The organism is Achromobacter sp. SLBN-14 (genome assembly GCF_006715415.1).
GTDB classification, from domain to species: Bacteria; Pseudomonadota; Gammaproteobacteria; order Burkholderiales; family Burkholderiaceae_B; genus Achromobacter; species Achromobacter mucicolens.
In genome coordinates this window covers 3,072,956-3,096,039 of sequence record NZ_VFNE01000001.1, presented here as the reverse complement: position 1 = coordinate 3,096,039, position 23,084 = coordinate 3,072,956, and the positions used below count along the sequence as shown (strand labels likewise).

23 protein-coding genes and 1 tRNA gene are annotated in these 23,084 nt (G+C 66.8%); 16 read left to right on the top strand and 8 right to left on the bottom strand.

Going from position 1 to position 23,084, the window contains the following annotated elements; all coding sequences use genetic code 11:
* Nucleotides 1–27: 27 nt before the first annotated feature.
* The 9 genes from FBY20_RS14240 to FBY20_RS14200 all read left to right on the top strand — a co-directional run bounded on the left by FBY20_RS14240 (nt 28) and on the right by FBY20_RS14200 (nt 10,059).
* Entirely contained in the window at nt 28–1,032 is a 1,005-nt protein-coding gene (locus FBY20_RS14240) for a tripartite tricarboxylate transporter substrate binding protein (protein ID WP_142052934.1), read from the top strand.
* 32 nt (nt 1,033–1,064) lie between these two features.
* Complete coding sequence (locus tag FBY20_RS14235; protein WP_056324961.1) at nt 1,065–2,126, top strand: isocitrate/isopropylmalate dehydrogenase family protein; 1,062 nt, start codon at nt 1,065–1,067, stop codon at nt 2,124–2,126.
* Between the two features lie 120 nt (nt 2,127–2,246).
* A complete protein-coding gene (locus tag FBY20_RS14230) occupies nt 2,247–3,002 on the top strand; it encodes an amidohydrolase family protein (protein ID WP_255452341.1) in 756 nt (251 codons plus the stop codon).
* 25 nt (nt 3,003–3,027) lie between these two features.
* Nucleotides 3,028–3,942, top strand: a complete 915-nt coding sequence (locus FBY20_RS14225; protein ID WP_142052931.1) for a LysR family transcriptional regulator — start codon at nt 3,028–3,030, stop codon at nt 3,940–3,942.
* 194 nt (nt 3,943–4,136) lie between these two features.
* Nucleotides 4,137–5,111: a tripartite tricarboxylate transporter substrate binding protein gene (locus tag FBY20_RS14220; protein WP_160144406.1), complete on the top strand. Its 975-nt coding sequence runs from the start codon at nt 4,137–4,139 to the stop codon at nt 5,109–5,111.
* Nucleotides 5,112–5,140: 29 nt separating this feature from the next.
* Nucleotides 5,141–6,289: a mandelate racemase/muconate lactonizing enzyme family protein gene (locus FBY20_RS14215; protein WP_056324953.1), complete on the top strand. Its 1,149-nt coding sequence runs from the start codon at nt 5,141–5,143 to the stop codon at nt 6,287–6,289.
* Entirely contained in the window at nt 6,286–7,293 is a 1,008-nt protein-coding gene (locus FBY20_RS14210) for a D-2-hydroxyacid dehydrogenase (RefSeq protein WP_160144405.1), read from the top strand. Before FBY20_RS14215 ends, FBY20_RS14210 begins: the two co-directional genes overlap by 4 nt.
* A gap of 224 nt (nt 7,294–7,517) precedes the next feature.
* Nucleotides 7,518–9,371, top strand: coding sequence for an ABC transporter ATP-binding protein (locus tag FBY20_RS14205; RefSeq protein ID WP_142052922.1), 1,854 nt, complete (start codon nt 7,518–7,520; stop codon nt 9,369–9,371).
* Between the two features lie 82 nt (nt 9,372–9,453).
* Nucleotides 9,454–10,059 (top strand): hypothetical protein, encoded by a 606-nt coding sequence (locus FBY20_RS14200; protein ID WP_223573190.1) that lies wholly within the window; start codon nt 9,454–9,456, stop codon nt 10,057–10,059.
* A 32-nt stretch (nt 10,060–10,091) separates the two neighbouring features.
* On the opposite strand, the gene FBY20_RS14195 is transcribed toward FBY20_RS14200, so the two are convergent.
* Both FBY20_RS14195 and FBY20_RS14190 read right to left on the bottom strand, forming a co-directional pair.
* On the bottom strand, nt 10,092–10,487 hold the full coding sequence (locus tag FBY20_RS14195; RefSeq protein ID WP_142052919.1) for a hypothetical protein: 396 nt from the start codon (nt 10,485–10,487) through the stop codon (nt 10,092–10,094).
* A 328-nt stretch (nt 10,488–10,815) separates the two neighbouring features.
* The gene (locus FBY20_RS14190; protein WP_056324937.1) at nt 10,816–11,721 is read right to left on the bottom strand and encodes a LysR family transcriptional regulator; all 906 of its coding nucleotides are present in this window, start codon (nt 11,719–11,721) and stop codon (nt 10,816–10,818) included.
* Nucleotides 11,722–11,907: 186 nt separating this feature from the next.
* Between FBY20_RS14190 and FBY20_RS14185 the strand changes: the two genes are divergently transcribed.
* Together FBY20_RS14185 and FBY20_RS14180 are read left to right on the top strand one after the other, a co-directional pair.
* Nucleotides 11,908–12,657, top strand: coding sequence for a glucose 1-dehydrogenase (locus tag FBY20_RS14185; RefSeq protein WP_056324934.1), 750 nt, complete (start codon nt 11,908–11,910; stop codon nt 12,655–12,657).
* A gap of 121 nt (nt 12,658–12,778) precedes the next feature.
* Complete coding sequence (locus tag FBY20_RS14180) at nt 12,779–13,165, top strand: VOC family protein (protein WP_142052917.1); 387 nt, start codon at nt 12,779–12,781, stop codon at nt 13,163–13,165.
* Between the two features lie 144 nt (nt 13,166–13,309).
* On the opposite strand, the gene FBY20_RS14175 is transcribed toward FBY20_RS14180, so the two are convergent.
* The 5 genes from FBY20_RS14175 to FBY20_RS14155 all read right to left on the bottom strand — a co-directional run bounded on the left by FBY20_RS14175 (nt 13,310) and on the right by FBY20_RS14155 (nt 17,738).
* A tRNA-Gly gene (locus tag FBY20_RS14175) sits at nt 13,310–13,383 on the bottom strand.
* A 132-nt stretch (nt 13,384–13,515) separates the two neighbouring features.
* Nucleotides 13,516–14,502 (bottom strand): tripartite tricarboxylate transporter substrate binding protein, encoded by a 987-nt coding sequence (locus tag FBY20_RS14170; RefSeq protein ID WP_056324932.1) that lies wholly within the window; start codon nt 14,500–14,502, stop codon nt 13,516–13,518.
* Nucleotides 14,503–14,576: 74 nt separating this feature from the next.
* Nucleotides 14,577–15,530 carry a hydroxymethylglutaryl-CoA lyase gene (locus FBY20_RS14165; protein WP_142052914.1) on the bottom strand — a complete coding sequence of 318 codons (954 nt, stop codon included), beginning with the start codon at nt 15,528–15,530 and terminating at the stop codon, nt 14,577–14,579.
* Nucleotides 15,527–16,720 (bottom strand): CaiB/BaiF CoA-transferase family protein, encoded by a 1,194-nt coding sequence (locus FBY20_RS14160; RefSeq protein WP_056324927.1) that lies wholly within the window; start codon nt 16,718–16,720, stop codon nt 15,527–15,529. The genes FBY20_RS14165 and FBY20_RS14160 overlap by 4 nt, the downstream gene beginning before the upstream one ends.
* Nucleotides 16,721–16,841: 121 nt before the next feature.
* Nucleotides 16,842–17,738, bottom strand: coding sequence for a LysR substrate-binding domain-containing protein (locus FBY20_RS14155; protein ID WP_142052911.1), 897 nt, complete (start codon nt 17,736–17,738; stop codon nt 16,842–16,844).
* A gap of 127 nt (nt 17,739–17,865) precedes the next feature.
* On the opposite strand from FBY20_RS14155, the gene trmB reads away from it, so the two are divergent.
* The 4 genes from trmB (at nt 17,866) to lysM (ending at nt 20,611) form a co-directional block, all read left to right on the top strand.
* A complete protein-coding gene (trmB, locus tag FBY20_RS14150; RefSeq protein ID WP_255452339.1) occupies nt 17,866–18,708 on the top strand; it encodes a tRNA (guanosine(46)-N7)-methyltransferase TrmB in 843 nt (280 codons plus the stop codon).
* Nucleotides 18,708–19,649 (top strand): prolyl aminopeptidase, encoded by a 942-nt coding sequence (gene pip, locus FBY20_RS14145; RefSeq protein WP_142052905.1) that lies wholly within the window; start codon nt 18,708–18,710, stop codon nt 19,647–19,649. The genes trmB and pip overlap by 1 nt, the downstream gene beginning before the upstream one ends.
* Before the next feature lie 11 nt (nt 19,650–19,660).
* On the top strand, nt 19,661–19,861 hold the full coding sequence (gene thiS / locus FBY20_RS14140) for a sulfur carrier protein ThiS (RefSeq protein WP_056324916.1): 201 nt from the start codon (nt 19,661–19,663) through the stop codon (nt 19,859–19,861).
* A 303-nt stretch (nt 19,862–20,164) separates the two neighbouring features.
* Nucleotides 20,165–20,611 carry a peptidoglycan-binding protein LysM gene (lysM, locus tag FBY20_RS14135; RefSeq protein WP_056324913.1) on the top strand — a complete coding sequence of 149 codons (447 nt, stop codon included), beginning with the start codon at nt 20,165–20,167 and terminating at the stop codon, nt 20,609–20,611.
* Nucleotides 20,612–20,726: 115 nt separating this feature from the next.
* Here lysM and ffh read toward each other — a convergent pair whose 3' ends face one another.
* Nucleotides 20,727–22,133, bottom strand: coding sequence for a signal recognition particle protein (ffh, locus tag FBY20_RS14130; protein ID WP_142052901.1), 1,407 nt, complete (start codon nt 22,131–22,133; stop codon nt 20,727–20,729).
* A 107-nt stretch (nt 22,134–22,240) separates the two neighbouring features.
* On the opposite strand from ffh, the gene FBY20_RS14125 reads away from it, so the two are divergent.
* On the top strand, nt 22,241–23,083 hold the full coding sequence (locus FBY20_RS14125) for an inner membrane protein YpjD (RefSeq protein WP_062839871.1): 843 nt from the start codon (nt 22,241–22,243) through the stop codon (nt 23,081–23,083).
* Nucleotide 23,084 lies beyond the last annotated feature (1 nt).

Genomic DNA, 23,084 nt, shown 5'->3' with positions numbered 1-23,084 from the left:
CCGCCGCACGCACAACAAGGAGACACCATGCAGCAGCCCCAACATCCCCTGAACCCCGCGCGCCGCCACCTGCTGCAAGGCGCGGCGGCCGGCGTGGCGCTGACCCTTGCCGGCGCGGCGCGAGCGGCGGATGCCTATCCAGCCAAGCCTGTGACGATCATCGTGCCCTATGCCCCCGGCGGGCAGGGCGACGTCTTCGCCCGCATCCTCGCCGAACGCCTGGGCACGGAATTCAAGCAGACCTTCATCGTCGAGAACCGCCCCGGCGCGTCGGGCGCGGTCGGATCGCGCATCGTGCTGCGCGCGCCCGCCGACGGCTACACCCTGCTGCTGGGCCAGACCGGCGAGATCGCCGTCAACCCGTACGCCATGAAGTCGCTGGGCTACGACCCGCTGCGCGAGTTCGCGCCGGTGATCCTGGTGGGGGATTCGCCCCTGGTTCTGGTCGTGCCGGAAAAGTCGCCGCATGCGGACCTGGCCGCGCTGATCGCGGCCGCCCGCGCCAAGCCGGACGCCATCGCCTACGCATCGTCGGGCACCGCCACGCCGGGCCATCTGGCCGCCGCCGCGCTGGCGCTGGGCACGCAAACACGCATGATCCACGCGCCGTACAAGGGCGCCGGTCAGGCCATGTCGGACCTGCTCGGCGGGCATGTCGACTGCTTCTTCTCCAGCGCATCGGCCGCCATGCCGCACATCAACAGCGGCCGGCTGCGGGCGCTGGCGGTATCCTCGCGGGAGCGCCTGGGCATCCTGCCCAAGGTGCCCACCATCAGCGAGGCCGCCGTGCCGGACTTCCAATTCAGCTTGTGGGGCGGCGTCTTCGCGCCCGCGCAGACGCCCCCCGCGGTGGTCGAGCAGCTCAATGCAAAGCTGAATGCCATCCTGGCCGAACCCGCGATCAAGTCGCGGCTCGAAGGCGACGGCGCGGCCGTGCGGCCGAACACGTCCCAGGAATTCACGGCCTTCGTGCGCAGCGAAGCCGCCAAATATCAGAACCTGGTGCAAGCCACCGGGGTCCAGGTCGACTAAACCCGGCCGAATCATCCACAGGAAAACGCTCCATGAAAATCGTTGTACTCCCCGGCGACGGCATCGGCCCCGAAACCATGGCGGTCGCTGTCGACGTGCTTGAAGCCGTCTCGCGCCGCTTCGGCCTGAACCTGCAGTTCGACCACGACATTGCGGGCCACGACAGCCTGAAGCAGCACGGCGCCACCGTCACGCCCGCCCTCCTTGAAAAGGTCAAGGCGGCCGACGGCCTGATGCTGGGCCCCATGGCCACCTATGACTTCAAGGACGAAGCGCGCGGCGAAATCAATCCGTCCATGTACTTTCGCAAGAAGCTGGACCTTCACGCCAACATCCGTCCCGCGCGGACCTACCCCGGCATGCAGGCGCGCCTGGGCGAATTCGACCTGGTGGTGGTGCGCGAGAACACCGAAGGCTTCTATGCCGACCGCAACGTCGAGTCCGGCGGCAGCGAGATGCTGATCACGCCCGACGTCGTCGTGTCCCTGCGCCGCATCACCCGCCAGTGCTGCGAGCGCATCGCGCGCACGGCGTTCGAGCTGGCCATGACGCGCAACAAGCACGTCACGATGGTGCACAAGGCAAACGTGCTCAAGCTGGGCGACGGCATGTTCCTGGAGATGTGCCGCCAGGTCGCGCAGGAATTCCCGGAAGTCCGCGTGGACGACGTGATCGTCGACGCCATGATGGCGCACGTGGTGCGCGCGCCTCAGCGCTACGACGTCATCGTCACCACCAACATGTTCGGCGACATCCTGTCCGATCTCACCGCCGAACTGTCGGGCAGCCTGGGCCTGGGCGGCTCGCTGAACGCGGGCCGCGACTACGCGATGGGACAGGCGGCGCATGGCTCGGCCCCCGACATCGCAGGCCAGAACATCGCCAACCCGATCTCGCTGATCCTGTCGGGCGCGATGCTCCTGAACTGGCACGGCCAAAAGACCGGCAACCAGGCCTTCCTGCAGGCCGCCGCCGCCATCGAGGCCACCATCGCCGACACCATCCTCGCGCAGGAATGCACGCGCGACGTGGGCGGCAAGCTGGGCACGCGCGAAGCCGGCGCGGCCTTCGTCGCGCGCCTGCAGGCGGGCTGACCATGACGGCGCCGCAGCTTGCCGCCGGCGCCTGCGATTGCCACGTGCACGTCGTGGCGCCGCAGGCCGATTACCCCATGCTGGCGGACCGGCCCTACACGCCCGGCCCCGCGTCCGCGGATGCGCTGCGCGCGCATCTGCAACGCCTGGGGCCTGGCCCATGCCGTGATCGTGCAGCCCAGCATCTACGGCACCGACAACCGCCTGCTGGTGGACAGCCTGCTGGCGCTGGACGGCGCGGCACGGGGGGTGGCCGTCGTGGATGATGACGTGGCGGACGCTGAACTCTCGCGCCTGCACGACGCCGGCGTGCGCGGCCTGCGCGTCAACCTCGAAAGCACGGGCGCCAGCGACGCCGCCACCGTCAGCCGCGCGCTGTCGGCCTGGGCCGGCCGCCTTGCGGGGCAAGGCTGGCACCTGCAGGTCTACGCTTCGCTCGACGCCATCGCCGCCGCGGCCCCCGCGCTGGCCCGGCTGCCGGTGCCGGTGGTGCTGGACCACTTCGCGATGATTCCGGCGGCGCTGCCGTTGGACGATCCGCGCGTGCGGCAGGTGCTGGCGCTGGCCGGTGACGGCGCCGCGTACGTCAAGCTGTCCGCGTCGTACCGCATCAGCGCCAACCCCGATGACACCGAAGCGGCCACGCGCGTCACCGCGCTCGCCCGCGCCTTCATCGCTTGCAACCCCGAACGCGCCCTGTGGGCCAGCGACTGGCCGCACACCAACCGCGAACCCGGCAAAGGCCCCACTGAGGTCAGCGCCTATCGCAACGTTCCGCCAGAACGCCTGCTGCGCGAAATCGCGGCCTGGCTGCCCGACGCGGCGTTGCGCCGCCAGGTGCTGGCGGCCAATCCCGCGGCGCTGTATGGTTTCTAGTCCTTAGCGCAGCGGAGTCCGCCGCATGAACCTATCGCTACGCCACATGAAGGCCTTCACGGCCCTGGCGGCATTGCGCAGTTTCACGCGCGCGGCCGAGCACTGCTGTCTGACGCAGAGCGCGTTCAGCGCCCTCATTTCCAACCTGGAAAGCGACCTCGGCGTGAAGCTTTTCTCGCGCAGCACACGCAACGTCGAGCTGACCGCCGAGGGCGAGGCCTTTCAGAACATCGTCGCGCACCTGCTGCCCGAAACGGAGCGCGCCCTGGCCGAAATGCGCGACCACGTCGAGCGGCGCAAGGGCCGCGTCGCGCTTGCCGCGCTGCCGTCGATTTCGTCAGGCATCCTGCCCGGGCTGATCGCCCGCTTCGGCGCCGACTATCCCGGCATCAGCGTGCAGGTTCAGGACGTGGCCAGCACGGTGTGCATCGACATGGTTCGCAACCGCCAGGTGGATTTCGCGCTGTGCGCGGCTGCCTATCCCAGCACCGACCTCGACATCGAGGTGCTGGCGCGCGACACCTTCCACTTCATCTGTCCCGCAAGCCACCCGCTGGCCGCCCGCCGCCGCCTGTCGGTGCAGGACGTGCTGGACTATCCCATCATCGGCTTCGAGAGCAACAGCAGCATCCGCCAGCACCTGGACGCCGCCATCTATCCCCGGCAGTGGTTGCGTTCGCACCAGGTCAACAGCCTGTCGACGGCGGCCGGGTTCATCGCGGCCGGCCTGGGCGTCACCATCGCGCCCACCCTGGCGCTGTTTCAGTTTCGGCTGGCCGGACTGAAGGCCGTGCCGCTGTCCCTGCCGATCAACGAACGCGACATCTGCCTGGCACGGCGGCGCGACGCCACCGACTCGCTGGCTGCGCAGGCTTTCCTCGCCCTGCTGCGAGAACACCTGCAGCCCTCCGTCCAGGCGCTGGCCCGCACGCTGGACTGACGCTTTCGCCTGCGATGCCAGATGGGCGGGCGCCTTGCCACCGGCGCACCCCGCCCGCATTGACGCGCCCGCTTTTCGCCTCGCGCGCATTTATCGATTTCTTCGATTTTCTTATCAAAATTATCCATTCATCGACTGAGAAGCGCTGTCTATCATGGGGTCACAACAGCAGAACAATTCAAGGAGACAACCCCATGAAGCGCCTCGCCCGTGTTCTCGCTGGCGGCTGCCTGTCCGCCGCCTTCGCCTGCGCCGCCCCGCTGGCATTTGCCGATACCTACCCCGCCAAACCCGTGCGCCTGATGGTTGGCATGGCGCCCGGCGGATCCAACGACACGGTCGCCCGCATGGTGGCGGCCGAATTGTCCAAGACGTGGCCGCAGCCCATGATCGTCGAGAACAAGCCGGGCGCGAACAGCACCATCGCCACCGGTGAATTGAAGCGCTCGCCCGCCGACGGCTATACGTTGATGCTGGTGATCTCCTCGCACGTGACCAACACGCTGCTCTACCCCAACCTCACCTACACGCTCACGGATTTCGCGCCGGTCTCGCTGATCGCCGACACCCCGTTCGTGCTGGTCGCCAATCCCAAGTTCGAGCCCAACACCACCAAAGACCTGATCACGCTGGCCAAGAAGAAAGAGCGCGGCATCGACTTCGGCACGCCGGGCCAGGGCTCCACGCAGCACATCTCGCTGGAGCTGCTGGACCAGATGGCCGGCATCCGCATGAACCACATTCCCTACAAGGGCGGCGCGCCCGCGCAGACCGACGTGATCGGCGGGCTGATTCCGTTGATCTTCGCCACGCCCACGCAGAGCCTGCCCTTCATCAAGCAGAACAAGCTCAAGGCGCTGGCTGTGACGTCAAAGGAGCGCCTGCCGCAACTGCCCGACGTGCCGACGCTTGCCGAATCCGGCGTGCCCGGTTACGAGGCCAACGTGTGGTTCGGCATCATCGCGCCCGCCGGCACGCCGCCGCAGGTCGTCGAATTCCTGCACAAGGAGATCTCGCGCGTGGTCAGCCAGCCTGCCATGCAGGCGCGCCTGGACGAAATGGGCCTGAAGCCGCTGGATGAATCGCCCGCGCAGTTCCAGCAATTGATCGACAGCGAAAAAGTGAAGTGGGCTGGCGTCATCAAGCAAAGCAACCTCAAGTTCGACTGATCCCAATCCAAACCGGAGCATCCCTGCATATGCCTACCATCGAATCCGTCTCAGTCTGCATCGCCCGCGTGCCGCTCGCGAATCCGGTGACGTTCTCCACGCGCCAGGTCAAGGCGCGCGAATACTGCCTGGTGCGTATCCGCTCGACCGACGGCCACGAGGGCCTGGGATACTGCTACGCAGTCAACAGCGCGGGACGCCTGCTGTCCGTAGCGGTGACCGACCTGCTGGCGCCGCGGCTGGTGGGCCAGGAGTCCCTGCGGGTCGAAGGCCTGTGGACCGAGCTGTACCAGGAGGCGCTGCTGCTGGGCCGCGCCGGCGGCGTGATGCGCGCACTGTCCGCCATCGACACGGCGCTGTGGGACTTGAACGCGCGCAGCGCCGGCGTGCCGCTCTTCCAGTACCTGGGCGCCACGGTGAAGGACCGCGTGCCGGCCTACGCCAGCGGCGGGTACTACCAGCCGGGCAAGACGCCGGACAAGCTGGCCGCCGAAATGGCGCAGCACGTCAAAGAGGGCTTTCGCGCCGTCAAGATGAAGGTCGGCCTGGAAAGCGTGGCCGGCGAGCGCAAGCGCATTGCTGCCGTGCGCGAGGCCATCGGCGACGACGTGCGCCTGATGCTGGACGCCAACAACGCATGGCGCGACCTGCCCACGGCGCTGGAATACATGCGCGCGTTCGAGCCCTATCACCCCTTCTGGATCGAAGAACCCTTCTCGCCCGACGACATCGACAACCACGTGCGGCTGGCGCGCGCCACGCCGGTCACCGTCGCCACCGGCGAAGTCGAAGCTGGCCGCTGGCGCTTCAAGGACCTGATCGCCAGCGGCGCCACCACCATCCTGCAGACCGACGCGACCGTGTGCGGCGGCATCACCGAATGGCGCCGAATCGCGGCCACGGCGGACAGCCACGGCATCACCGTCGCGCCGCACGCGTGGCACGACGTGCACATCCACCTGGCCGCCAGCGCGCCCAACGCGACGTACGTGGAATGGATGCCGGACGATCACATCGTCAACTTCCGCCGCCTCATCGACCGCCAGCTGCAGGCCGAAGACGGCAACCTGCTGGTGCCCACCGAGCCCGGTCTTGCCTTCCGGTTCGACGACGACGCGATCGCAGAATACGGCGTCATCTATCCCGGCGAACGCGACCGCTGGCAGGTCGTCCGTTGAACACGGCCGCCCCCGCGCTGGGCCTGCTGCTGTCGGCCAAGGTCGATGCCGCGCACGGCCCGCGCCTGGACGGCCTGGCCCAAGCGGGCGGCGTGCGCCTGCAACGCCATCGTGTCGATGATGCAGACCCCAGGCACATCGACGTGGCCTTCTTTTCGCGGGACCTGTACGAAGGCAGCTCCCTGCGCAAACCCGGGCCGCTATCCGATGCGTTCTTCCGTGTGGCGGACGCCGCGCCCAACCTGCGCTGGCTGCACGTGTGCTCATCCGGCCAGGACTTGCCCCAGTACGCAACTACGTTGGCGCGCGGCATCCCAGTCACCGCGTCAACCGGCGTCACCGCCGCCCCCATTGCCCAGACGGCGGTGGCTGCCATCCTGGCGCAGTCACGCGGCTTCGATCGGTGGCTCGCGTCGCAGGCGCAGCGCGCATGGCAACCCTTGACGGGCGACGCGCGACCCCGCGACCTCGCGTCGATGCGCGTGGTGGTGCTGGGCGCAGGCGCGATCGGGCAGGAGATCGGGCGTTTGTGCTCGGCGCTTGGCCTGTCCACCACGGCTGTGCGCCGCCGCGCCGAACCCGCGCCAGGCTTTGACACCGTCATAGGTTTGGATCAACTGGACGACGTCCTGCCGCATTGCGATTGGCTGGTGCTGGCGCTGCCCCTGAACGCATCGACCGCTGGCATCGTCGGCGGCCGCCAGCTCGCGCGGCTGCCGCGCGGCGCCCGCATCGTGAACGTCGCCCGGGGCGAGCTGGTCGACCAAGCCGCGCTGACGCACGCGCTGGCCAGCGGACACCTGGCGGGTGCGTACCTCGACACCTTCACCGAAGAGCCGCTGCCCGTGGCGTCGCCCCTCTGGTCGCTGCCCTCGGTGTGGATCAGCCCCCACAACAGCGCGGCGTCGCTCGGCCACGAGGACCGCGTCGTCGACTGCTTTGCGGATCGGTTCCGGCACTGGCTGGCGGCTCACGCGGCAGCGCTGGGCGCTGCGCGCCGCTAACCCGTCTTCCGGGTTCCTTCCGCGTCGATCCCGCCCTTCCCCGCCGGCCAATCGACCAGGCTTTCACCTCGCGCCGCCTAATCCCTCTCTGCATTTCCCGGCGTTTGCCGAATGCGCTTAAATATCGCTTTGCGCCGGGGCATGCTCCCCCCGGGCCCGCCGCGGCCGTGCGCGCCACGCCAGCGCCTCATCGAAAGCCCCATCCAGATTCCGGAGTCTCTGCCTTGTTCCGCAGATTTGAAAGCCAGCTCAACCCCTTCCCTTCCGAGAACGTGCCCCCGCCGCCCACGGGATTCTTCGCGTTCCTCTGGTTCTGCACGCACGGCTCGCGCCGCTACATCGCCGCACTGGCGATCCTGAGCGCGGCCGTCTCCATCTACGAAGCATGGCTCTTCGCCTTCCTGGGCCAGGTCGTCGACATGCTGACCGCCTGGAACGCCGGAGAGCCCGCGTCGGCGCACGAGCAGCGCGTTCTGTGGGGCATCGCCATCGTGCTGTGCGCCAGCGTTGGCGTCGTCGCGCTGCGCACGCTGGTCCAGCATCAGGTCCTGGCCATCAATCTGCCGCTGCGCCTGCGATGGGACTTTCACCGCATGATGCTGCGGCAAAGCCTGTCGTTCTTCTCCGATGAATTTGCCGGCCGCGTCACCACCAAGGTGATGCAAACCGCGCTGGCCGTGCGCGAAGTGCTGCTGACTTTCTGCGAAATCGTGCTCGGCATCGCCGTCTACTTCATCACCATCGTCGCGCTGGCCGGCGGGTTCGACTGGCGGCTCATGCTGCCCTTCATCGGCTGGATGGCGCTTTACGGGCTGGCCATGATGTATTTCGTGCCGCGCCTGGGCAAGGTCGGCAAGGAACAGGCGCATGCCCGCTCGTCCATGACGGGCCGCGTCACCGACGCCTACACCAACATCACCACCGTCAAGCTCTTCTCGCACACCAACCGCGAGGCCCGCTTCGCGCGCGCCGCCATGGAGGACTTCAAGGAAACCGGCTACCGGCAGATGCGTCTGGTCAGCCAGTTCGAGATCGTCAACCAGGCGTTGGTATCGGCGCTGATCCTGGGCGCTGGCGGTTACGCGCTGTGGCTGTGGCATGGCAGCGAAATTGGCACCGGCGCCGTCGCCGCCGTCACCGCCATGGCGCTGCGCGTGAACGGCATGTCGCACTGGATCATGTGGCAGATGACCTCGCTTTTCGAGAACATCGGCACCGTGCAGGACGGCATCGCCACCCTGACTCACGCCCCCAAAGTCCAGGACGCGCCCAACGCGGCCACCCTGCGCGTCACGCGCGGCGAAGTTCAGTTCGACGACGTCTACTTCAACTACAACAATGAGCGCCAGGTCCTGGACGGCCTCACGCTCACCGTGCGCCCCGGCGAAAAGATCGGCCTGGTGGGCCGCTCGGGCGCCGGCAAGTCCACACTCATCAACCTGCTGCTGCGCTTTTACGATGTCGAACGCGGCCACATCCGCATCGACGGCCAGGACATCTCGCAGGTCACGCAAGACAGCCTGCGCAGCGCCATCGGCATGGTCACTCAGGACACGTCCCTGCTGCACCGGTCCATCTGCGACAACATCGCCTACGGCCGCCCCGACGCCAGCCGCGAAGAGATCCGCGCCGCCGCGGCCCGTGCGCAGGCCGACGAATTCATCGAGCAGCTCAGCGATTCGCATGGCAATTCCGGCTACGACACGCTCGTCGGCGAACGCGGCGTCAAGCTGTCTGGCGGACAACGTCAGCGCATCGCGATCGCCCGCGTCATGCTCAAGAACGCGCCCATCCTGCTGCTGGACGAAGCCACCAGCGCGCTCGATTCGGAAGTGGAAGCCGCCATCCAGGAAAGCCTGGACGAAGTCATGCAAGGCAAGACCGTCATCGCGATCGCGCACCGGCTATCGACGATTGCCGCCATGGACCGGCTTATCGTGATGGATCAAGGGCGCATCATCGAACAGGGCAGCCACGCGGAACTGCTGGCGATGAACGGCGTGTACGCGCGCTTGTGGCGGCACCAGAGCGGCGGTTTTCTGGCGGAAGAACCCAGCGAACCCAGCCAGCAGCCGTGACCGGAGAAGTTTCGTTGCACTTTATTAGGGACGCAATAAAGGTCCGATCGGATAATCCTCGCGCCATTCGATAAGGATCTTTATGTTGAAGTTGAAAGCTGCCCTCCTCATCTCGGCGCTCGGCGCCGCCGCCGTTCTGCCCGCGCACGCCGCCTCACAGCGCTCCGTCGATGCCCGCGAGTTCGACGTTGCCGGCGTCAAGACCGGCATGGACTTTGACGAAGCGCTCGCCGCCGCCGCCAAGAATTTTCATGTCGGCAAGAAAGACATCCGGATCGGCTACGCGAGGAACAACCCCGTCACGAACTCCAAGATGCCGATGAATTTCAGCTACGAGAAGGACGGCATCAACTTCATCGTCCACTTCGAACCGCGCGTGCCCGTCGACCAGCAACGCCCGCTCGCGGTGTCGCAGATCCGTTATGAACTGCCCTGGACCCCGGCCAACAAGGAAGCGATGGGCAAGGCGGCGCTGGAGAAGTACGGCCGCCAGTCCAACTACCCCAACGACCTGAATATGGAATGGTGCGCCAAGCCCAGCTCGAATCCCGGCATGGGCTGCTCGAACGACATGACGCAGGCGGTATTGAAATACAGCGGCGTCAGCATCCAGATGGTTGACCCGGCATGGACGAATGCACGGATCGAGTTTGTGCAGCGTAGCCAGTCGAGAAAGCCCAGCTTCTGATGCGCCGCGGCAAGCGGCGGGACCGCCTGCCGCTACAGCAGCGTCACCGCGGCGGCCGCCCCGGCAATGGCCACCAGCCAGGCCCAGCGCCGTCCCGGAAAAATGGCCTGGAGCAGGCTGCCCCGCTCCAAACGTGCGACGTGATTGTCAATCCCGCGCTGGCACAACGCTTCCATCTCCGCCAGGGCCTGGCGACGCGTGGCGTTGCGGTCGACAGTACCCTCGGTCACGGCCCACTCGAACATCTCGTCCAGATCCAGTTCGGACAGGATGCCCTCGGCCGCCAGCCAGACCAGGGCGCCGCCCAGCGTCATGAAGGGCGCCTGCGACAGCGCTTCCAGCCTAAGCAGCGCCGCCGCATGGTGGTCAGCGCGAATGACGCCGTCAACGCGCAGGCGCTCAAGAAGCGGGAGGGGCGCCTGCGTCATGCCGGCATGCCAGACAAAAGGAACGCACGCTGGCGCAACATGGAATCAGCACTCCCCGGTAACGAAGTCGATGGCGGGTCCCTTGCGGCCAAAAGGCCGACTCGGATTCCCCTCATGACGGCGAAGACAAGGAACGCTTCGCCATCGTTTTTCGACGTCGTTTTACCAGCCGCTGTCGGCCCTTAGAGCCCTTCCTTGGCTGTCCATTGATCGAGGGCAGGACAGACCTCAATTGCGTGAAACGAACCGCATATTCGAAATGGATCGATGGAAATTTTCCGACAACCACCCACGCGCCAGGTAATGGAGAATGCCCCGGCAGCCTGGCTCAATCCCCAAGCCGCGCGGGAAGTTGCGCCAAGAGCCAATCGATGAACACGCGCAGCCGGTGCGTGACATGGCGATTGTGCGGATACACCACATGAAAGGGATACGGCTGAGGCCGCCACGGTTTCAGGATCTCGACGAGCGCGCCACGCTTCAACGCGGGGCCCGCCGCATAGGTAAAGGTCTGCACAATGCCCAAGCCCGCCAGCGCCGCCGCCAGATGCGCGTTGCTTTCGTTCACGCCCACGCGGTGTTCGACCTTGATCTCCGTTTTCACGCCGTCGCGTTCAAAGCGGAATGGAAATGCCCGGCCGTTCTGCGGCGACAGGTAGCTGACCAGTTTGTGGCCGTTCTTCAACTCATCCGGATAGGCCGGCGTGCCGAATTGCTTGAGGTATCCCGGCGTGGCGCACGTGATCAGGTCCGCCTTGCCGATCTGCCGGGCCACCAGCGATGAATCGTCAAGCGGACCGCCACGGATCACGCAATCCACGTTGTCGCTGATCAGGTTCACGGCGCGATCCGACACGCCAAGATCGATCCTGATGTCGGGATAACGCGCCAGGAAATCGGGGATCGCGGGGATCAGCACATCACGCGCCGTGGATCCGCCCACATCGATGCGCAGGTGGCCTTTGGGCTTTCCTTGCACCGCCTTGAAGCCGCCGTCGATGTCTTCCAGATCGCGCACGATGCGCAGCGTCTTCTCGTAGTACTCGCGGCCTTCGGGCGTGACCGTCACGCGCCGGGTCGTGCGTTGCAACAGGCGCACGCCAAGGTGCGCCTCCAGGTCCTGGACCATCTTGCTGAGCGTGGCGTTCGGCATGTCCAGCGAATCTGCCGCCCGCGTGAAGCTGCCCGCCTCCACCACGCGGGCAAAGCCGCGAATCGCTGTCAATTGGTCCATGCCGCAGTCTCCTCAAGCGTGCAGATTATCCATAAATATGAATAGTTCTTTCAATCTTACCGGGTTTATTCATTATCCCAGCGGCCCTACAGTACCTCCATGCCCAGTCATTACCGGCCTCTCAGCGGAATTCGCCGCACCGGCACATGACGGTCACCCCTCACTTTGAAGAGCATGGAGCACATCATGAACCAACAACTGAACGGCAAAATCGCCCTCGTCACCGGCGGCACCACGGGTATCGGCCTGGCAACCGCCCAGGAACTGGCCGCGCAAGGCGCGCGGGTCTTCATCACCGGACGCCGCCAGGCGGAACTTGACGCCGCCGTGGCCAGCATTGGCGGCGCGGCGACGGGCATTCGCGCCGACGCGTCGGTGCTGAGCGAGCTGGACACGGTCTACGCCCAGATCGCCGAAAGCGCCGGGCGGCTCGACATTCTGTTTGCCAACGCCGGCGGCGGCGATATGATGCCGCTGGGCGCCATCACCGAAGAACACTTCGACCGCATATTCGGCACCAACGTGCGCGGCACCTTGTTCACCGTGCAAAAGGCGCTGCCGCTGCTGGTCGACGGCGCGTCGGTGATCCTCACGGCCTCGACCGTTTCGATCCAGGGAACGGCGAACTTCAGCGTCTACAGCGCCAGCAAGGCCGCCGTGCGCAACTTTGCGCGTTCGTGGGCGCTGGACCTCAAGGACCGCGGCATTCGCGTCAACGTCGTTAGCCCCGGCCCGGTCCGCACGCCTGGACTGGGCGGCCTGGTTCCGGACGAGGCGCGTCAAGGCCTGTTCGATCATCTGGCCGCGCAGGTGCCGCTGGGCCGCCTGGGCGAGCCGCAAGAGATCGGCAAGGCGGTTGCGTTTCTGGCTTCCGACGCAGCCAGCTTCGTCAATGGCGTCGAGCTGTTTGTGGATGGCGGCATGGCGCAGGTGTGAGCGACCGCCGCGCCAGCCCCATGCAATCGCCTGGACTTGCGATGCATCGCTTCCTTGCCCGCCCCCATGGCCTATGCTGATCGCTCCGGCCCGGGGGGCCGCCTTGCTGAAGGAGCTGTGCATGCTGGACCACATCACCATCCACGTGAGCGACTTCGCGCGTAGCCGCGCGTTCTACCAGAGCGCGCTGGCGGCCTTGGGCTATGTGCCACGCAAGGTTTTCGAGACCGACATGGGCTTTGGCGCCGGCGCCCCCGCCGATGCCGACAACCCGGGCGGCGAGTTCTGGATTCATGAAGGCACGCCCTGCACCCCGCGCGTGCATGTGGCCTTCCGCGCCCGCAGCCGGGACGAGGTCCACGCCTTCCACCGCGCCGCCTTGGCCGCCGGCGGCCGGGACAACGGCCCGCCGGGATTGCGGCCCCACTACCACCCCAACTATTACGGCGCCTTCATCCTGGACCCCGACGGCTACAACGTCGAGGCCGTGTGTCACCGCGCCGCCTGACCGCACGGCGCCCTTGGGAGCCCCGCGCCGCACGCCAACGCGGACATCCGCACGCGGGGCATTGAATCGATGCTGGGGATGAAATACCGACGCGGCAGAATCGAAGGATTCGCGTCGCGGGGATGGGCGCTTGCTGGGGATTGATGGAGCGGGTGAAGGGAATCGAACCCTCGTATGAAGCTTGGGAAGCTGCCGTTCTACCATTGAACTACACCCGCTCGGGTGTCGTGCCGCGGCCGTGGGCCGGGCAGAGCCGCGATTATAGCGCGGCTTTTTTTCGGGCGGGGCGGCGGCAAACCGCCCCGTTCCGGTCAATCGCTACGATAAATCGCTACGATCACCCGCAGCGATCAATTCGCCGTGATGTTGGCCGCCTTGACCACCTTGCCCCAGCGGTCCAGTTCGGTCTGCGTGTAGGCGCCCAGTTCCTTCGGACCCATGAACGTCGCCTCGGCGCCCTGCTCGGCCGCCTTCTTGCGGAACTCGTCGGTCTTCATGATCTTCTGGATCTCGCCGGCGATCTTGTCCACGACCGGCGCGGGCGTGTCCTTCGGCGCGTACATGGCGAACCACGACGAGACGATCAGGTCGGGGTAGCCGGCTTCGGCGGCCGTGGGCACGTCGGGCAGCGACGGCAGGCGGGCGTTGCCCGTGACCGCCAGCGCGCGCAGCTTGCCCGCGGCGATCTGGCCCAGGAGCGGCGGCGGCGTGGTGATGGTCATGTCGACGGCGCCGCCCAAGAGATCGTTCAGCGCGGGCCCCGTGCCCTTGTAGGGAATGTGCGTGATCTGCGTGCCGGCCATCTGGTTGAGCAGCTCCGTGGCGACCTGCTGCAGCGAGCCGTTGCCCGACGACGCGTAGTTCAGCTTGCCCGGGTTGGCCTTGGCGTAAGCGACCAGTTCCTTCAGGGACTTGATGGGCAGATCCGGGCGCACGACCACGACCTGCGGCGCCGACAGCACATTGGCGACGGGCGAGAAATCCTTGATGGGATCCCAGCCGGCGGCGGGCGTCACGTGCGGGGTGATGACCTGAAAGCCCGAGTATTGCAGCAGCAGCGTGTAGCCGTCCGGCTTGGCGCGGGCCACGGCCTGCGCGGCGATGCCGCCCGAAGCGCCGGGCTTGTTCTCGACGACGACGCTCTGGCCCAGTGCCGCGCCCAACGGCTGGGCGATCAGGCGGGCGGCGATGTCGGTGGTGCCGCCGGGCGCGGCGGACACGATCAGCGTGACGGGGCGATTCGGAAAATCGGCCTGCGCGCTGGCGGCGCCGGCGGCAAAGGTCAGGGCAAAGGCGGCGCTGGCGCGCAGGGCGGTGGGCAGGCGGAAAGAGGCCATGCGTTGTCTCCTGGGTATTGTTATCTGTGGGTGGTGTCAGGTACTGCAGGTACTGCTGAAAAACGGCCGATCAATCAGGCGCCGGCCGGAAACCGTTCCGCCAGCCACGTCGGCGGCGCATGCAGGGCCAGCCTGGGGCCCGCCTGCAACAGCGCGTTGGACAGATCCCGCTGAACCAGGCCCGGCAGATTGCGGACAATGGCCAGCAGCGGTTCCAGCGACACGCCGGTCTGCACGCCCATGCACGCGAACATGTGGACCAATTCTTCGGTATTGACGTTGCCGCTGGCGCCCGGCGCATAAGGACATCCGCCCAGGCCGCCCGCCGCCGCGTCAAAGCGGGTGATGCCGGTCTGCCAGGCCGCGATGGCGTTGGCGAGCGCCATGCCGCGCGTGTTGTGCAAGTGAACGGTCAGCGGCGTGGCCGGCAGGCGGGCGGCAGCCTGTTCGCACAGCGCCCCCACTTGCGTCGGAAACGCCATGCCGGTGGTGTCGCACAACGTGATGCCGGCAGCGCCCGCATCGACCAGCCGCGCGGCCAGATCCAGCACCGTGTCGGGAGGCACGTCGCCATCGAAGGGACAGCCGAACGCGGTCGACAAGGACACGTTGCAAGGCGCGTCGGCCTTCGCCGCAGCAGCCAGCACCTGCGACAGCTCGGCAAACGACTGGTCGCGTGTCATGCGCAGGTTGGCGCGGTTATGCGTCTCGCTGCACGACATGACCAGGTTCATTTCGTCGGTGCCGGCTTCCAGCGCGCGTTCCAGTCCGCGCACGTTGGGCACCAGCGCGGTGTAGATCACGCCGGGACGGCGGCTGATGCGCCGCATGACGTCGACGGCGTCGGCCAGGGCGGGAATGGCCTTGGGCGACGTGAAGCTGGTGACCTCGATGCGCGCGAAGCCGCATTCGGACAACGCATCCGCGAAGGCGACCTTGTCGTCGGTGGACACCAGGGTCTTTTCGATCTGCAGGCCGTCGCGCGGGCCGACCTCGTTGATCTCGATGCGGGCGGGTCCGTGGTTCATGCAATCACTCCCTTGGCGCGCAGCGCGGCGCGCTGTGCTTCAGTCAGGCCAGCGGACGCCAGCACCGCGTCGGTGTGTTCGCCCAGCGTCGGCGCGCGCTCGCGCACCGCGCCGGGGTTGGACGACAGATACGGGAAGACGGCGGGCATCTCGACCTGCACGCCCGCGGCCGATTCCATCGACGTGATGGCGTTGCGGGCGCGGTAGTGCGGGTCTTTGGCGATGTCGGCCACCGAATAGATTCGGCCGGCCGGCACGCCCGCTTCCAGCATCGCGGCCAGCACGTCGTCGATCTGGCGTTGCTGCGTCCACGCGCCGATGGCGGCGTCGATCTCGTCCACGCGGCGCGCGCGTCCGTCGTTGTGCGCCAGCGCCGGATCCTGCCCCAGGTCGTCGCGGCCGATGCGAGCCATCAAGCGGGTGTAGATGGCGTCGCCGTTGCCGGCGATGAGCACGTAGCCGTCCTGGCAGGGATAGGCATTGGAGGGCGCGATGCCGGGCAGCGACGCGCCGGCAGGCTCGCGGACCGCGCCGAACACCGAATACTCGGGCAGCAGGCTCTCGCTGAGATTGAAAAGGCTTTCATACAGCGCGGTGTCGATCACCTGCCCCACGCCGCCCCGCGCATCGCGCTGGTACAGCGCCAGCATCACGCCCAGCGCGCCGTGCAGGCCGGCGATGGTGTCGCCCAGCGACAATCCGGCGCGCACCGGCGCGCGGCCCGGCTCGCCGTTCAGGTAGCGCAGGCCCGCCATGGCTTCGCCAATCGCGGCAAAGCCCGGTTCGCGCGCCTTCGGGCCGGTCTGGCCGTAGCCCGAGATGCGCAGCATGATGAGGCGCGGATTCAGTTCGTGCAGCGCCTCCCACGACAGGCCCCACTTTTCCAGCGTGCCGGGGCGGAAATTCTCGATCAGCACGTCGGCCTCGCGCGCCAGCAGGCGCACGATGTCCTGGCCTTCCTGCTGGCGCAGGTCCACGCAGACCGACTGCTTGTTGCGCGACTGCGCCTCCCACCACACCGACGTGCCTTCGTGCAGAAGGCGCCATTTGCGCAGCGGATCGCCTTGGCCCGGAGGCTCGATCTTGATGACCTGCGCGCCAAAGTCGGCCAGGGTCTTGGCCGCAAAAGGCCCTGCGATGAGTTGTCCCAGTTCCAGCACACGAATGCCGGCAAGAATCTGCCCTGCCATATCGCCTCCCAGGCGCGTCCTACGGTAATGATGGGCGGCAGTGTGCGCGCAAAACGTCAGGATGCGGAATGGACAATCGGGGAAAGGGGCATTCCCGGAACGAGAAACCCCGGGCTAACCCTCAGCTCTCGCCGCGCAGATGGGCCAGCAGCAGCCGCGCGGCCACGGTGAGGGTGTCGGCGTCGCGCACGCCCAGCAGCAGCCAGCGGCGCGCCCATTCGTCGGTCAGCGGAATCAGGCGGATCGGCATGGATCGGGCGTGCGGCTCGGCGGCAATGCGCGGCAGGATGCCCACGCCGCGCGTGGCCGCCACCATGCGGCAGATGGCGTCAAAGCTGCGCACCTGAATGCGCAGCCGCATCGCCCGGCCCATGCGGCCGCTTTCCTCGGACAGGCGCGTGGCCAGCGACGTCGCGGGCGGCAGGCCCACGTAGTCGTAGGCCAGCGTGTCCGCGAAGGCGACCTGCGGTTCGGCCGCGAGCGGGTGGCGTTGCGGCACGATCAGCACCAGTTCGTCCAGGCGGTACGGGAAGGTGGCCAGGCCATCTGCCGGCGTGCGATCGGCAAACACGCCGATGTCCGCGCGGTTCTCCAGCACGGCGGTGACGATGTCGATGCTGTTCTGCTCTTCCAGGTCGATCCGCACCGCGGGGTGCTCGTCCATGAACGCGGCCAGGTCCTCAGGCAGGAACTGCGTCAGCGACGAGGTGTTGGCGGCGATCCGCACCTGCCCGCGCACCCCTTGCGCGAAGTCCGACAGCGCGCCGGCCATCTGTTCCACTTCCTGCAGCACGCGCAGCGCGTGCGCGAGGCACGCCTGGCCGGCGTCGGTCAGTTCCACGCCGGCGGCATTGCGGTACAGCAGGGGCGACCCGAGCGCCGCTTCCAGGTCGGAGATCCGCTTGCTGGCCGCGCCCACCGCCAGATGCGACTGGCGCGCGCCGGCCGAGATGCTTCCCTGGCGAGCCACGGAGACAAACAGGGCGAGCGTGACGAGGTCGATCCGGGCAACGTTCATGAAAAAGGACTACAGCACAGGGAAACCGGGCTGAAACTATAGCCGCAGGTAAGCGGGATAAATGTGTCCCTATTTTAGTCCTTCTGACCGGCTCCGCGCGGGCAAGCCTGCCACTACAATCCCGCCTATGAATACGAATAGCCCCACGAACACCCCCGCCAGCCCCCCTGCAGACACCGCCGCAGACGCGTCCACCCAGCCCGGCGTGAACCCTGCCGCCGCGCCCGCCGCTGCGCCCGCCGCCGTCTCCGCCGAAACGCAGGCCGCGCTGGCCAGCGCCGCCTATGCGCCCAACAGCCCCGGCGCCACCCACATCCGCAGCTTCGTGCACCGTCGCGGCCACATCACGCAGGGCCAGCTTGCCGCGCTGGAGCGTCTGATGGGCCAATGGTCCATTCCCTACGCCCCCCGCCGCCTGGATCCGGCCGCCGCCTTCGGACGGCAGGCCCCGACGGTGCTGGAGATCGGCTTCGGCATGGGCGAGACCACCGAAAAGATCGCCCTCGCCCGGCCCGGCGACAACTTTCTGGGCGTGGAAGTCTTCAACGCCGGCGTCGGTTCGCTGCTGCGCCGCATCGAAGACTCCAGCATCCAGAACCTGCGCATCATCCAGCATGACGCCGTGGAGGTCGTGCGCGACATGATCGCCCCGGATTCCCTGGCCGGCGTGCACATCTATTTTCCGGACCCCTGGCCCAAGAAGCGACATCACAAGCGCCGCCTGATCCAGCCCGCGTTCATCTCGCTGCTTGCCAGCCGCATCGCCCCCGGCGGCTACATCCACTGCGCCACCGACTGGGAAGATTACGCGGTGCAGATGCTGGAAGTGCTGAGCGGCGAGCCGCTCTTGAAGAACACCGCGGACGGTTACGCGCCGCGCCCCGACTACCGCCCCCTCACCAAATTCGAGACACGCGGCCTGCGCCTGGGCCACGGCGTCTGGGACCTGATCTTCAAGCGAGCCGCCTGATGCTCTATCCGCCGATCGAACCCTACCGTCAAGGCATGCTGGACACCGGAGACGGCCACCGGATCTATTGGGAAATGTGCGGCAATCCCAACGGCAAGCCCGCCGTCTTCCTGCATGGCGGGCCCGGCAGCGGCTGCTCGCCCGTGCACCGGCAGTTGTTCGATCCGCAACGCTACAACGTGCTGCTCTTTGATCAGCGCGGCTGCGGCCGTTCGCATCCCCACGCCAGCCTGGACAACAACACCACGTGGCATCTGGTCGCCGACATCGAGCGCCTGCGCGAAGAAGTCATGGGCGCGGACAAGTGGCTGGTGTTCGGCGGCTCGTGGGGGTCGACGCTGGCGCTGGCGTACTCCGAAACGCACCCGGCACGCACCAGCGAACTGGTGCTGCGCGGCATCTTTGGGCTGCGGCGCGCCGAGATCCAGTGGTTCTACCAGGAAGGCGCATCGTGGCTGTTTCCCGACCGCTGGGAAGGGTATCTGGCGCCGATCCCCGAAGCCGAGCGCGGCGACCTGGTCGCGGCGTACCACAAGCGCCTGACGGGCAGCGACCCCGCCGAGCAACTGCGTGCCGCCAAGGCCTGGAGCAAATGGGAAGACAGCACCATCACGCTGCTGCCCAGCCCGCGCCACCAGCAAAGCCATGCCGCCGACCGCGCGGCGCTGGCTTTTGCGCGCATCGAGAACCACTATTTCTTCAATGCCGGCTTCATGGAAGAAGGCCAGCTGATCCGCGACGCGCACAAGCTGCGCGGCATCCCGGGCACCATCGTGCAGGGCCGCTACGACGTGTGCACGCCCGCGCGCACCGCGTGGGACCTGCATCGCGCGTGGCCCGAGGCGCACTTTCATCTGGTGCCCGATGCCGGCCATGCCTTCGACGAACCCGGCACGCTGGCGCGCCTGATCGCCGCCACCGACGACTACGCCAAACAGTGAGGACCCCTGTCATGCACATCACCCTGAACGGAGACGCCCGCGAGTTCCCGCTGGACACCACGGTGAACGAACTGCTCGAAACGCTGGGCTATGCCGGCAAGCGCGTGGCCGTCGAACGCAACGGCGAAATCGTGCCCAAGAGCCAGCACGCCCAGACGACGCTGTCCGATGGCGACCAGATCGAAATCGTCGTGGCGGTGGGCGGCGGCTGACCGCTTTGTTTGCAGCGCCTCGGCGCCGCATCGCACGTCACCTTGAAGGCCGCTGACACACAGCGGCCTTTTTGCATGCCGCCCTGCGCATGAGGCGGCGTACATCCGCGGATACCAACGTCCTGCGAAGGTGCCAGCATTGTTGCGTAGTCTGGCAAGAGGCTAGCAACCTGTTACACCGCGCCCTCTCGTCGTACGGCAAATGTGCGAGTCATAATCGTTTCTGTCGCGCCGCCCTGCCCCCCGCAGGCGCCTTTGGAGCACGCAGGTTTTCTCACCGCAACATCGATAAAAGGAAACACTATGGGTCTGCTCAATTTCATCAAGGACGTTGGAGAAAAGCTCTTCGGCGCCAGCGAGGCCAAGGCCGCGACGGCGGAAGAATTGAAGAAAGAGCTCGATAAGCACGGCCTGAACGCGGATGGCCTGCAAATCACGGTGGACGGCGACAAGGTCACGGTCGCCGGTCAGGCGTTGAGCACGGAAGAGGCCGAGAAGATTTCGCTGGCGCTGGGCAACACCGTGGGCGTGGCCGCGGTGGACAACCAGTTGCAGGTCAAGCAGGCCACGCCGGAAGCCAAGATGTACACCGTGCAAAAGGGCGACAACCTGTGGAAGATCGCCGAAGCGCAATACGGCAAGGGCCAGGGCGCCAAGAACACGCTGATCTTCGAAGCCAACAAGCCCATGCTCACCAGCCCCGACAAGATCTACCCGGGCCAGGTGCTGCGCATCCCGCCGCTGTCGTAAGCGGCCCGCATTCCGACAATCCGGGGGACACCCATGCGTTCCCCGGCTTGTGTCGCGGCGCGGCGCCCCCTGCCCGCCGCGATTGCTTGGCCAGACGCAATGTCTGGCCATTTTTTTACTTCATTCCAAAACGGCCCAAGCCCTTCATGCCGCCCATGGCGCGCATCATCTTGGCCATGCCGCCCTTTTTCATCTGCTTCATCATGCCCCGCATCTGCTCGAACTGAGCCAGCAGGCGGTTGACCTCCTGGACCGGCACGCCGGAACCGGCCGCGATGCGACGCTTGCGCGAGGCCTTGATGAGTTCGGGCTTGGCGCGTTCGGCGGCCGTCATGGAATTCAGGATGCCTTCGGTGCGGCGAAGCTGCTTTTCAGCCTGGCCGCCCTGCAACTGGCCCGCGGCCTGCTGGAACTGGGCGGGCAGCTTTTCAAGCAGCGAGCCCATGTCGCCCAGCTTTTTCACCTGGCCGAGCTGGTCGCGGAAGTCGTTCAGGTCGAACTTGTTGCCCGACTTGATCTTGGACGCAAGCTTCTGCGCCTCGGCGATGTCGATGTTCTTCTGCGCCTGCTCGACCAGCGAGACGATGTCGCCCATGCCGAGCACGCGCTGCGCCATGCGGTCCGGATAGAAGGGCTCCAGGCCATCCAGCTTTTCCGACACGCCGACGAACTTGAGCGGCTTGCCCGTCACGTGGCGCACCGACAGGGCCGCGCCGCCGCGGGCATCGCCGTCCAGCTTGGTCAGGACGACGCCGGTCAGCGGCAGCGCTTCGGCAAAGGCGCGCGCGGTGTTGACCGCGTCCTGCCCCTGCATCGCGTCCACCACGAACAGCGTTTCCACCGGCTTGACCAGGTCATGCAGCGCGCGGATTTCGCGCATCATGGCCTCGTCGATACCCAGACGGCCGGCCGTATCCAGGATCAGCACGTCGTAATGATGGCGGCGCGCGTGATCCACGGCGCCGCGCGCGATGTCTTCGGGCTTCTGGCTGGGGTCGGAAGGCAGGAAATCCACACCGACCTGCGCGGCCACGCTCTTTAGCTGGTCGATAGCGGCCGGACGATAGACGTCGGCGGACACCACCAGCACTTTTTTCTTGCCGGTCTTGCGGCCATGCTGGGTGTGCTGGCCCTCTGTGAGCCAGCGCGCCAGCTTACCCGTGGTGGTGGTCTTGCCGGCGCCCTGCAGGCCCGCCATCAGGATCACGGCGGGCGGCTGGACGGCCAGCGACAGTTCGTTGGCGTCGGCGCCCAGATCGCCGCCCATGAGGGCGGTCAGTTCCTTGTGGACGACGCCGACCAGCGCTTGGCCCGGGCTGAGGCTGCCGGCGACTTCTTCGCCCAGCGCCTTTTCCTTCACCCGCGCGACAAAGTCGCGAACGACCGGCAGCGCGACGTCGGCTTCAAGGAGCGCCATGCGCACTTCGCGCAGCATCTCCTGCGTGTTGGCCTCGGTAAGGCGGGCTTCCCCGCGCAGCGTCTTGACGACACGCGACAGGCGTTGAGTTAGGTTATCGAGCATGAGAGGCGTTTCCGCTTAAACTAGTCGATTGAACGGTGGCCGCAGGCGCGGATTCTGCGCTTTCGGGTGACGTGCACCCCAAAGGCCCCATCCAGACAACGGTTTCTATGTCACTAGGCATTGTATTTCACACAGCGGCTGCCTTGGCGTACGCAGTGCTCGGGGGGTCGCTCTGGATCCGCCTGGCCGGCGCCAAGGAAGTGGAACAGACCGGCAAAATTGCCCGTCTGTGCCTGCTGGGCGCCCTGGTTCTCCATGGAATCGGGCTGCAACAATCGATGCTGGGCGCCCAGCATCTGTTCATCGGATGGGCGCTTGCCCTGTCCGCCGCCGTCTGGCTGGGCATGGTGGTGTTCTGGGTGGAAAGCCTGCTCGTACGCATCGACGGCCTGCAGTTGCTGCTGCTGCCCGCCGCCGCCATCGCCAGCGGGCTTGCCGCCATCTTCCCGCAAGGGCAATTCGTGCCGCATGCCAACGACGCCTGGCTGCGCGTGCACCTCCTGATCGCCCTGGCGGCCTACGGGCTCATCACCATCGCGGCCCTGCACGCCATGATGATGGCTCTCCTGGACCGCCACCTGCACCGTCCCCTGGACGCGCCGGCCGAGCGCAGCATCATCGGGCGCGTGCTCGATTCGCAGCCGCCGCTGCTGGTGCAGGAGCAACTGCTTTTCCGCATCATCTGGATCGGGTTCGTCGTACTGACGCTGGCGGTGGGCTCGGGCTCGATCGCCTCCATGAAGCTGACCGGCAAGATCCTGCCGTTCGACCACAAGACCGTTTTCACACTGCTGTCCTGGCTGACCTTCGGGGTCTTGCTGGCCGGGCGGCACATCTGGGGCTGGCGCGGCCGCGTCGCCCTGCGCTGGACCCTGACGGGTTTCGGGTTTTTGATTCTGGCCTACACCGGCAGCCGGTTCGTGCTGGAAATGATTCTGCATCGAGGCTGAC